Origin of the sequence: uncultured Dubosiella sp., assembly GCF_964018005.1 — a bacterium.
Taxonomy (GTDB): domain Bacteria; phylum Bacillota_I; class Bacilli_A; order Erysipelotrichales; family Erysipelotrichaceae; genus Dubosiella; species Dubosiella muris.
In genome coordinates, this window is sequence record NZ_CAXHOA010000035.1 from 1 (window position 1) to 10,720 (window position 10,720).

At 49.5% G+C, this 10,720-nt stretch carries 9 protein-coding genes; 4 read left to right on the top strand and 5 right to left on the bottom strand.

Annotated elements, in window-relative coordinates; translation table 11 throughout:
• Nucleotides 1-400: 400 nt before the first annotated feature.
• Nucleotides 401-862, top strand: a complete 462-nt coding sequence (locus tag ABNS49_RS13405; RefSeq protein ID WP_135981351.1) for a GAF domain-containing protein — start codon at nt 401-403, stop codon at nt 860-862.
• Here the strand turns inward: ABNS49_RS13405 and ABNS49_RS13410 are convergent.
• From ABNS49_RS13410 to pheS, 3 genes are all read right to left on the bottom strand, one after another.
• Complete coding sequence (locus ABNS49_RS13410; RefSeq protein WP_168353669.1) at nt 775-1,548, bottom strand: AAC(3) family N-acetyltransferase; 774 nt, start codon at nt 1,546-1,548, stop codon at nt 775-777. The two genes, ABNS49_RS13405 and ABNS49_RS13410, sit on opposite strands and share 88 nt — an antisense overlap.
• A gap of 71 nt (nt 1,549-1,619) precedes the next feature.
• On the bottom strand, nt 1,620-4,028 hold the full coding sequence (gene pheT, locus ABNS49_RS13415) for a phenylalanine--tRNA ligase subunit beta (RefSeq protein WP_135981353.1): 2,409 nt from the start codon (nt 4,026-4,028) through the stop codon (nt 1,620-1,622).
• Nucleotides 4,029-4,040: 12 nt separating this feature from the next.
• A complete protein-coding gene (gene pheS, locus ABNS49_RS13420) occupies nt 4,041-5,075 on the bottom strand; it encodes a phenylalanine--tRNA ligase subunit alpha (RefSeq protein ID WP_135981354.1) in 1,035 nt (344 codons plus the stop codon).
• A 296-nt stretch (nt 5,076-5,371) separates the two neighbouring features.
• On the opposite strand from pheS, the gene ABNS49_RS13425 reads away from it, so the two are divergent.
• Nucleotides 5,372-6,109 carry an RNA methyltransferase gene (locus ABNS49_RS13425; protein WP_135981355.1) on the top strand — a complete coding sequence of 246 codons (738 nt, stop codon included), beginning with the start codon at nt 5,372-5,374 and terminating at the stop codon, nt 6,107-6,109.
• 20 nt (nt 6,110-6,129) lie between these two features.
• Here the strand turns inward: ABNS49_RS13425 and rpiA are convergent, their stop codons facing one another.
• The gene (rpiA, locus tag ABNS49_RS13430; protein WP_135981356.1) at nt 6,130-6,804 is read right to left on the bottom strand and encodes a ribose 5-phosphate isomerase A; all 675 of its coding nucleotides are present in this window, start codon (nt 6,802-6,804) and stop codon (nt 6,130-6,132) included.
• Between the two features lie 88 nt (nt 6,805-6,892).
• Complete coding sequence (locus ABNS49_RS13435) at nt 6,893-8,173, bottom strand: adenylosuccinate synthase (RefSeq protein WP_135981357.1); 1,281 nt, start codon at nt 8,171-8,173, stop codon at nt 6,893-6,895.
• A 141-nt stretch (nt 8,174-8,314) separates the two neighbouring features.
• Between ABNS49_RS13435 and ABNS49_RS13440 the strand changes: the two genes are divergently transcribed.
• Both ABNS49_RS13440 and ABNS49_RS13445 read left to right on the top strand, forming a co-directional pair.
• Nucleotides 8,315-9,964, top strand: a complete 1,650-nt coding sequence (locus tag ABNS49_RS13440; protein ID WP_135981358.1) for an NFACT RNA binding domain-containing protein — start codon at nt 8,315-8,317, stop codon at nt 9,962-9,964.
• Nucleotides 9,965-10,023: 59 nt separating this feature from the next.
• The gene (locus ABNS49_RS13445) at nt 10,024-10,629 is read left to right on the top strand and encodes a VanZ family protein (RefSeq protein ID WP_135981359.1); all 606 of its coding nucleotides are present in this window, start codon (nt 10,024-10,026) and stop codon (nt 10,627-10,629) included.
• Nucleotides 10,630-10,720 lie beyond the last annotated feature (91 nt).

Here is a 10,720-nt window from a genome sequence, read left to right on the forward strand (position 1 = left end):
GTACGATTGATTTTTTGTTTCTTTCGTTTCTATCAGGTTTTCAAAGATCGTCCCGCTGTTTGTTTCACAAACAGCTTTTTCATCATACGTTTCGCTTCCCCGTTTTGTTTTTCACATCGGCTCAGCTTGTATACTATATCATGAATATTTCTATCTGTCAACTATTTTATTTTGATTTCTCAAAAGATTTTAAATGACAGTTCGTTAAAGAAGAAGTTCCTCAACGTGTTCCTATCATACCTTGTTCGGCTTGATCTGTCAATTATAATTTTGAATTTTTTTCGTTTTTTTTCGATTACAGTTTAGAGGATAAAAACGTTCGTTTTTAGTATAATGCGTTTTTCGTTTTTTGAAAACAAAGATGCTTTTTTATTTTTTCTATGACGGTTATAATGGAGTTATGAATCAAATAATAATCAAAAATCAAATGAAAACGCTCTGGGATCCTTCGATTCCCGTTCTTTCCAATTTATGTAATTTGACGGCTTTGCTCCACGACGAGTTGGAGCATTTAAACTGGGTCGGTTTTTATTTTGTCGACATCGAGCAAAACTGCTGCTTTCTCGGTCCCTTTCAAGGCCGCCTGGCCTGCACCCGGATTCCAATCGGGCAAGGAGTCGTTGGCACTTGCGCAGCCCGAAAGAAAAGCATGAACATTCCCGATGTCCATGCTTTTCCAGGCCATATCGCTTGCGATAGCGCCAGCAACAGCGAATTTGTCGCCCCCGTTTTTAAAAACGATGCGCTTTTCGCCGTTCTCGATGTAGATTCCGATCAGTTCGGACGCTTCGGCCCGGAAGAAGAATCCATTTTTTTGGAAGCGGCGGCGTTGATTTCCGGACATTTGTCCAACGCAAAATAGGAAATCTCATATCCCTCTCCCGCCTCTTTGCAAATTTCTTTTTCGTTTAAAACCGCCTGGATCTTGGAAAAGGACGGCTGGTTCATCAAAAAGGTATGAACCTCTTTTTCCCGTCCTCTTTTTTTATACGCTCGAAGCATAAACACTTCCTCGTCCTCTTTTTTTCGGCACAAGGCGTAAAACACGCAGTTTTCCATTAAACTTTTATCGAATGAAAGCACGCCCAGCTTTTTGTTTTTCAAGCCCTCAAAAACTGAATCCAGTGAAATCGGATAGTTATTTTTTTGTTTCAGCCAGGACTCCTCGTGTCTGCCAAGAAAAACGAAACTATACACGGGATGGCTCGAGCGCGCGCTTTCCGGATTTCGAAGCATTTGATTCGCGAACGAATCCTGACTTTGGCTGATTTTTTTATCAAACCCTAAAATGCTTTCCCGGATTTCCTCCCAGCACGGATACTCGTACCGGTAAATGCCTTCCGTGGAAGGATCGAGCGTATCGAACGTAAACGACGGCGCGATGATGCAGCCCTGATTTCCCAGCATTTCCTTCAACACCTCGATAACCATTTGCTCGCCTCCCGCGATATACGACTCCAGCGATCCGTTCGTTTCCACTAAAACGAGCATTCCTTTTTGGATTCCAAACGATTTGAATATTTTTAACAAATTTTCTCTTGTCAGCATGCTTTTCACCATCTCTATTCTTTTTTCCATTATACACGAAACCGCCCAAAGAAAAAGAGAGGCTCACCTCTCTACTTTCTCAATACGGCATGACATTCTTTTTCCAACGCCTCCAAAATCGAATCGAATACTTGATTCATTTGCGCGTCCGTCAGCGTCTGACGACTGGATTGGAACGTAATGGAAATCGCGACGGATTTTTCATTTTCAGCGACATGCTCGCCTTCATAAATATCGAACACTTCGACATTTTTCAAAATCGTTTCTTTTGTTTGCGGATCTCTTCCGTGGCGTTTGATCGTTTCCATGATCTTTTTCGCAGGCAGCGAACGTTCCACCACAAAAGCCAGATCGCGTGAAACCGAAGGATATCTTGAAATCGCGCTAAATTTCACTTTTGATTTTTTCACCTGCAAAATCGCGTCCAAATCCAGCTCCGCGATACAAAGCCGTTTGACGTCGTTTGCCTTCGCGTACACTGGATGGATCTCGCCTAAAAGACCAACCATTTTTTTACCAAGGTACAGTTCCGCCGAACGATACGGGTGGAAATGCGTCGTGTCTTTCGTGTTTGGCTTCAGCAAAATGGTGTTCGCGTTCACACCGATCTTCTCCAAATACGCCTCGATCAAACCTTTCAGCGTGTAGAAATCCGCCGGCACGCTTTCGTGGAGCCATCTCGTTTGCTCCAATACGCCATCGAGCACTACCGCCAAATGATTTTGCGTGCCTTCCCGGGAAGACAATTCGCTAATTTCAAATAGCGCGGTGTTTTTGTTGCCATGCGCCTCGTTGTATGCCGCCACGCCAATCAAAGACGGCAAAATGCTCGTTCGAACCCAGCGGCGCTCTTCCGACATTGGCGAAGCCAGTTCGATCGCCTCGCCACACGCCAGCACGGCGTCGTCTTTTTTGGCAGTACTAATCAATGTGTACGTCACGCACTGCTGAAGCCCCTGGTCGCAAAACAGGTTTTCAGTCATGCGGATCAAAGACTGCTTTTTGTTGAGCTTTCCTTCTGTCATCGGCATATACGGCAAAGTCGAAGGCAGCCGGTCGTATCCCAAAATCCGAATGACTTCCTCGCTTAAATCCGCCATGCCTTCCATATCGGTTCGATGGCTTGGAATCGTCACCGTGATGACGCCATCCTGCACGATTGGCGCGAACAGCAGCCGGTCGAATACGGACACGATTTCCTCACAAGAGAAATCCGTTCCAAGCCGGTTGTTGATTTCTTCCGCCGTGCAAGACAAAACCGTTTGCGGGTCGCGAAGTTCCCCGCATTGTACCGTTTCACCGATTTCTTTGGCGTCCGCGTACTGAATCAAAAGCTGGACGGCCCGATCCATCGCTTTTTTCGGCGCCATCGGTTCGATTCCCCGCTGATAACGCAAAGAAGACTCCGTTGACAAATTCAGCCGCCGGGCCGTGTTTCGAATGGAAACGTGATCGAACGACGCGCATTCGATGATCAGTCCCCGCGTCGAATCCAAAATTTTCGAGTCGTCGCCACCCATGATTCCCGCGATGCCAATCGGCTTTCCTTCGTTGGTGATCACGATATCTTCCGGCAGCAAATGATACGTTTCCCCATCCAATGCGACATAGTCTTCGTCAAAGCCGTTTTTCACCGTGATTTCCTGGTTGCGGATGGCGTCAATATCGTAAAAATGCATAGGCTGGCCGGTTTCCAGCATCACAATATTGGAAATGTCCACGACGTTGTTTATGGAATGCATCCCCGCCGCTTGCAGCAGCTCTTTCATCCAGCGCGGCGATTCTTTGATTGTGATCGAGCCAATCACCTTCCCTAAAAAGAGCGGGCATTGCTCGGTTTCCGATTCGATTTTCAAATCGGTGTCTTTGCCGCAAACCGACGCGTTCTCAAAATTCGGCAAAACGACTTCGCGATCCAAAATCGCTCCGACTTCCATGCCTAAATTGAACTGGGCCTGGCAGTCGCTTCGATTTGGCGTCAGTCCAATTTCGAAAATCTCGTCGTCGTATCCTAAATATCCCAATGGATCGGTATGGCCGACTGGCGCGTCCGCTGGCAGCACTTCGATGCCTGCCTTTTGTTCTTCCGTAAGCAAATGCGGATCAACACCCAGCTCAAACAACGCGCAAATCATTCCATTGGACTCGACATTGCGAATCATTCCTTTTTTGATTTCGCCCCCAGGCAGTCTGGCTCCCGCTTTGGCTACGATGACTTTTTGTCCGGCGGCCACATTGGGCGCGCCGCACACGATTTGAAGCGTTTCATCCCCTACATGGACGGTCGTTACATTCAAATGATCGGAATCGGGATGAGGCTGGCATGTCAGCACTTCGCCAATGACTAAATTGGAACCGGAAGACATTGGTTCGCAGCCTTCGACTTCCAATCCGGCCGCCGTGATTTTATCCGCCAGCTCCTGCATCGTCAAATCGTCGATGTCCACGTACTGGCTCAGCCATTTTCTTGATGTTCTCATATCCTCTTCTCCTTATTCGTATCGTTTGAACTGGTCGTTGAATCGCTGATCGTTCGTATAGAAATGCCGGATATCGTCAATACCGTATTTGAGCATGGCCACCCGCTCGATACCAACGCCAAACGCGAATCCATTGCACACATTCGGATCGTATCCAGCCATTTTCAAGACGTTTGGATGCACTTCGCCCGCGCCTAAAATCTCGATCCAGCCCGTTCCTTTGCATGTCGGGCATCCCTTTCCGCCGCAAATGTGACACGTGACATCGACTTCCACGCTCGGTTCCGTGAATGGAAAATAGCTTGGTCGGAACCGGATCTTCTTATCTTCCCCGAACAGTTTTTTCGCCATAAACTCCAGCGTTCCCTTCAAATCCGAAAGCGTCACGCGCTCGCCGATCACAAGCCCTTCCATTTGCATGAACTGGTGCGAGTGGGTGGCGTCGTCGTCGTCGCGCCGATACACCTTTCCCGGACAAACCACTTTGATTGGCAACAAGGGCGCGCTTTCTTCCAAAACCGCCATCTGGATGGCCGTGGTATGCGTCCGCAGCAGCCATTCCGGGTCGATATAAAGCGAATCCTGCATCGCGCGGGCCGGGTGGTCCTTTGGAATGTTGGCCCTCTCAAAGCAATATTCGTCGTTGACGATGTCGTTTCCTTCAATGATTTGATAGCCGAGGCCGACAAACAAGTCTTCCAGCTCCTCCTGTACGATGCGCAGCGGATGCTTGTTGCCCATCTGAAACGAACGGCCCGGCAAGGTGATGTCGATTTTTTCGCTTTCGATTTTTTTATCCATCTCGATTTGCTCAAGTTCCGCTTTCCGGTTTTCGATCGCCTGCCCCACCTCTTGTTTCAAGACGTTCACAGCCGCGCCAAACGCCGGTTTTTCCTCTTTCGGAAGAGACTTCATTTCTTTCATCAGCGCCTGGATTGCGCCTTTTTTTCCAAGATACTTGATTCGTTTCTCGTTCAGCTCGCTGAGCGAATTCGCGTTTGCGATGCTTTCAAACGCTTCGTTTTGAATAGTTTTGATCTGTTCCATGCTGTTCCTTTCCATTAAAAAAAGACGTCTCAGGAACGAATATAATCCGCGGTACCATCCTGATTCGTCTAACGCACTTACTTTGTCATGATAACCGTATGACACGGAAGAGGATTAACTCTTAGCTCCAAGGTGAATTCTCCACGTCTTCCTATATGGTTTTTCTCAGCCGGCAAACCATTCTCTGTTTAGGGACTCGTGAATACTATGTCTTATCAGCGCTTTATTAGGCAAATTATACAAAAATTGAAATAGAATCGCAAGATTTGATTTTTGTTTCATGCTAAAATCAAGACATGGAAACAATTCAATCAACATCAAATCAAACAATCAAAAACCTTGCGAAACTCCATCAAAAAAAATACCGCGACCAAAGCGGCGAGTATTTGATCGAAGGCGAGCATCTAATCAAGGAAGCGATGCAGGCCCGGGTTTTAAAACACGTCTACTCGCTCGAGCCCTTCGAGTGCGGCTGTCCAAACACCCTATGCTCGCAAGCCGTTCTCAACAAGTTGTCCGCGCAAAATTCGGACGCGCGACTGGTTGGCGTGTGCGAGAAAAAAGAACCCGACATCCACGACAAGGAACGGATTCTCGTCTTAAACGACGTGCAGGACCCCGGCAACCTGGGCACGCTGCTGCGCAGCGCCTACGCGTTTGGCTTTCCCTCCGTCGTGCTGTCGCCCGGATGCGCGGACGTGTACAATCCCAAAACGATCCAGTCCTCGCAAGGCGCCCTCTTCCACGTCCACGTTGAAAAAGCGGACATCGAACCGTGGATCCTTGAAGCCAGGTCCGGCGGCTATACCGTATACGCCACCGCGCTACAGGCGTATTCCATCTTTTTAAGCGAGATCCGGTTTCCACAAAAATTCGCTCTTGTGCTTGGCAATGAAGGCACGGGACTGCCCCAAACGACCATCGCGCTTTGCGACGCGTGCATCAAAATCGAAATGAGCGCCTTTGAATCGTTGAATGTCGCCATCGCGGGCTCGATTTGCATGTACGAGGCGCTCGTTCAGCGCTCCAAATAAAAAACGTCGATTGACGTTTTTTATTTTGCCCGATTCGGCTTTTCCAGCACTTGAACGCCGTCTTTGGTCGCCACAATCGCCTTGTCCACAACCCCGGTAAACAGCGATGTGTCCACAACGCCGCACAAGCCAAGAATTTGCCGGTTGGTTTCGATTGGATCCGCCACATTGCTGAAATCGACGTCGATCACGATGTTTCCTTGATCCGTGATGACAAAGCCGTCCTTCTCCTGCGGCTGGCGCGCCGCGGCATGCAGTCCCATTTCGAACAGCTGACCGAGCACGTAGCTGAACGCCTCTTTCATGACTTCGATGGTGAGCGGATGGTCGAAAACGAGCTGCTGGCGCAGTTTGGTTTCATCGGCCAAAATCACAAACGTGTCCGCCATGGCGGCGATTATTTTTTCCTGAGTGTGAATCGCGCCCAGCGATTTCAAACAATTCAAATCCGGGTCGATTTCGTTGCAGCCATCAAACGCCACATCCACCCGTGGGCAAAGCCATGTCGGAACGACTTCGATTTCGTGGCGCGCCGCGAGCAGCGCGGTTTGTGTCGATGGCGTGACGACTTGCACCCGCAAATCGCTCATATGGATGAATTCAATCAAATACCGGATCGTTTCTCCGCCGCCCAGGCCAATCGTCATTCCTTCGCGAATCATTCCGAAGGCCGCTTCCGCACATTTTCTTTTCATGGTCGTACCTCGCTTTTTGTTTTCTTAACGCCAGTGTACCATAGCCCGCAAAAAAAAGCCGTGCCTTCACACAGCTTTCTTTCAAACGTTATTGAATCGGCTTGACGTAAATGTTGTTGACGCGATCCGGTCCGACGGAAATCATAGATACCGGTACGCCGACAAACGACTCGATGAAGTCGATGTAGTCGATGCACGCTTGCGGCAGATCCTCTTTTTTCTCGACTTTGGTAATATCCTCGCTCCAGCCGGCAAATTCCTTGTACACCGGTTTGGCGCGGGCGACATCCGCCTGGTCGCTCGGCACAAAGTCCAGCACCTCGCCGTCGATTTCATACCCGACGCACACTTTCAACGTTTCCAGTCCGGTCAGGACGTCGATTTTCGTCAGGACGATATCCGTCAGTCCGTTGAGCATGTTGGCGTGCTTGACCACAACAAGATCCAGCCAGCCGCAGCGGCGCGGACGGCCTGTCGTGGCGCCGTATTCATGCCCGTTTTCCTGAATCCACTTGCCTTGCTCGTCTTCAAGCTCGGTCACGAACGGCCCTTCGCCGACCCGGGTCGAGTACGCTTTCACGACGCCGACCACCGTGTCGATGCGCGACGGGGCGACACCGGCGCCCGTTGTGACACCCGCGCTCGTTGGCGATGAAGAAGTAACATAAGGATACGTTCCGTAGTTGATGTCGAGCATGCACGCTTGCGCGCCTTCGAACAAGACGTTTTTTCCTTCGTCGATGGCTTTGTTGACGATTGAAGTCGTTTCTTTAATCATCGGGATGATCCGGTCGTAGATTTTTTCAAAATCATGGATCATCTGCTCCTTGTCCATCGGCTTGGCGCCATAGACATTCACGAACAGTTTATTTTTAAAGTCCAGGCACGAGGACAGTCTCTTTTTAAAATGCTCGAAATCTTTCAATTCATGATAACGGATTCCATGGCGCGCGAGCTTGTCGGCGTAGCATGGCCCGATTCCCTTTTTCGTCGTTCCGATTTTATTGACGGCGGCTTCTTCCTCCAGAACATCCTGATAACAATGATACGGCATCAAAATATGCGCCCGATCCGAGATTACGATGTGATCCGTCTTCAATCCGCTTTTTTCCAGCTGTTCCATTTCTTCAAGGAGGACGAATGGATTACACACGACACCCGGACCAATGATGCAGGCGCCATCTTCGTGAAGCACGCCGCTAGGCAGCAGGTGCAGCACGTGTTTCTTTCCATCCACGATGACGGTATGTCCGGCGTTGTCTCCCCCTTGAAACCGGACGACCATATCTGCGTTTTCCGCGAGAACATCGACGATTTTTCCTTTTCCTTCGTCACCCCACTGTGTTCCCACCACGATTTGGCTAGACATAATAAATCACTCCTTCATTCATCTTAACACGAAAAAATTATACCATAGCCCCTAGGGTGGCGCCACAACAATCGAGAACTGTCCACCGCTTCGCGAATCATGCTATAATGCACAATGAACCAAAGAAAGGAGCACAAAACTATGGCTTTAGACGGCTTGCTGCTGCGCACCATCACCGATCAGCTCCACGTGCTTGAAGGCGGAAAGATCGGAAAAATTCAAAATCTAAGCGACGAGGAAATCCTCTTCCACATCCATACGCTTGCAAACGGCAACCAGCGTCTTGTGATCAACGTCCACTCCAACACAAACCGGATCTACATTCACGACCACGCGGTGAACGCCGTTCCCTCTCCGTCGAATTTCGTCATGTTTTTACGCAAATACGTGTCGCAAGGCATCATTACCCGCATCTCGCAAATCGACTTCGACCGCATCGTCCGCATCGACATCAAGGGCCACAATGAGCTTGGCGACACGAAAAATCTGACGTTGTACGCCGAGCTCATGGGAAAATACGCCAACTTGATTCTGGTCAGCGAGGAGCAGACGATCATGGACGTCCTCAAACGGATCCCTGTTTTTGAAAACTCGAAACGGCTGATCCACCCTGGCGCCCGCTATGGACTGCCCCCGAAGGAAAACCGGTTCGATCCTACCCAAATAAACGGCGACTCGCTCAACCTCGATTTGCCGCTCACAAAACAAGTCGAAGGAATTTCACCGCTTCTGGCGCACGAAATCGCCTACCGCATGCACCAGGGCGAGCGGTTCGAGGCGATCATCGACGCCTTGCTTCATTCCGACACCCTTTACGTATACGATGAAAAACATTTTCACGCCCTGCCCCTCCTTCATTTGGAAAAAGAAGGCAAAGCGTACGCACTCATGGATGGTTTGGATCATTTGTACGAGCAAAGCGAAGCGAAGACCCGCATTCGCGAGCAATGCGGCGACGTGTTCCGCACGGTCCGGAAAGAAAAAATCAAGCATGAAAAAAAACTGCCTAAGCTGCAAAAGAGCCTGGAGGAGGCGCTGGATTTGGAAAAGTACCGCACATATGGCGACTTGCTGTTTGCGTACATGTTCCAAATCGAGAAAAAGAGCGTTGTCGAGCTGGAGGATTTTGAAACCGGAAAAACCGTTCGGATCCCGATCGACATGCGTTTCGACTTGAAAACAAACGCCAACAAGTACTATCAAAAATACCACAAGATGAAACGGGCCATCGCCATTCTGGAAGCCCAAATCAGCCAGTGCGAGGAAGACATCGCGTACTTCGGGCAGCTGGAACAGCAGCTGGAGCACTGCGCGCCGGCGGACGCGCTCGAGATTCGCGAAGAGCTTGTGAAAAACCGCTACCTGCTTCCGCAAAAAAACGCTGGCGGACGAAGAAAAAAAGCGAAAAATCCGCATGTTCTCCATTTGCATGTCGATGGCGCGGATATTTTCGTTGGCAAAAACAACATCCAAAACAACTACATCACGCACCATCTGGCTCGAAAGACCGACACGTGGTTCCATGTCAAAGACTACCATGGCTCCCACGTGCTGCTCAAATGCGACGAGCCGGACGAAAGACGGATCCGCATGTGCGCCCAGCTGGCCACCTACTTTTCCAAGGGCCGCCAGTCCAGCAGCGTGCCGGTCGACTACACAACCATCTCACAGCTCAAAAAGGTACCGGGATCCAAAATCGGTTTCGTGACGATGAAAAGCTACAAGACGATTTATATTGATCCGGATTTCGAGGAAATTGAATCGTGGATCCGGGATTTCGCGCGGAAATAATTTTTTCAGAATAATTTCAGTTTTCTGTGCTATGATCAAAAAAATAAGGGGGATCAAGTATGCACAACGATTTATGGGTTGCGTACGAGTTTGCGGCTTCGATGGCGCCCTGGCTGGCATGGCTCGCCTTCCAGCGCCGACGCAATCTTCCCATCACGAACCCAACGTACTATTTGCTCGTGACGTTCGCCGTGTATGTGATCGCGGTGTTCCACTTTACGCAGGCCGGCACGCTGTACGATTTGCTCAATCCTGCGTTTGTCTGGGAGACGAATTCCATCAACTGGCATCCTTTTTCAACCGGGATCAGCGCCGTTGGATATTTGCTGAATGTCGCGCTCTTCGTTCCGTTTGGATTTCTCGTTCCCTGGCTCTGGCGAAAAATGGATCGCTGGATCCTCGTCGTCCCGGCTGGAACGCTGTTTTCGCTTTTTATCGAATTGTCGCAATTATTCAACGATCGCATTACCGATGTCGACGATTTGATCATGAACACGCTGGGCGTCGCGATCGGATACGCCTTGTTTTGCGGCTGGCGCGCGCTTCGCGGCCGTCTTGGCAAGCCTCTTCCGGTTTTTACCTTGCCGACACGAACGCTGGTGTCTTCTATTCTCATTTTGTATTTTGGACGGTTCCTCTTTTTTGACGAAACGTTCATTTCATAAAAAAAACGGGTTTCCCCAATGTCATTTAGTTAAGAAATGGCAGTCTTAGAGGATACATTTTAAAGTGTACCCTCTTTTTTTTAGATAATTT

What these genes read in the sequence shown, in the direction of transcription:
- ABNS49_RS13425 (WP_135981355.1), top strand. Translation starts at nt 5,372, where the DNA reads ATGGAAACAATTCAATCAACATCAAATCAAACAATCAAAAACCTTGCG.
- ABNS49_RS13445 (WP_135981359.1), top strand. Translation starts at nt 10,024, where the DNA reads ATGCACAACGATTTATGGGTTGCGTACGAGTTTGCGGCTTCGATGGCG.
- rpiA (WP_135981356.1), bottom strand. Translation starts at nt 6,804, where the DNA reads ATGAAAAGAAAATGTGCGGAAGCGGCCTTCGGAATGATTCGCGAAGGA.
- ABNS49_RS13405 (WP_135981351.1), top strand. Translation starts at nt 401, where the DNA reads ATGAATCAAATAATAATCAAAAATCAAATGAAAACGCTCTGGGATCCT.
- pheT (WP_135981353.1), bottom strand. Translation starts at nt 4,028, where the DNA reads ATGAGAACATCAAGAAAATGGCTGAGCCAGTACGTGGACATCGACGAT.
- ABNS49_RS13410 (WP_168353669.1), bottom strand. Translation starts at nt 1,548, where the DNA reads ATGCTGACAAGAGAAAATTTGTTAAAAATATTCAAATCGTTTGGAATC.
- ABNS49_RS13440 (WP_135981358.1), top strand. Translation starts at nt 8,315, where the DNA reads ATGGCTTTAGACGGCTTGCTGCTGCGCACCATCACCGATCAGCTCCAC.
- ABNS49_RS13435 (WP_135981357.1), bottom strand. Translation starts at nt 8,173, where the DNA reads ATGTCTAGCCAAATCGTGGTGGGAACACAGTGGGGTGACGAAGGAAAA.
- pheS (WP_135981354.1), bottom strand. Translation starts at nt 5,075, where the DNA reads ATGGAACAGATCAAAACTATTCAAAACGAAGCGTTTGAAAGCATCGCA.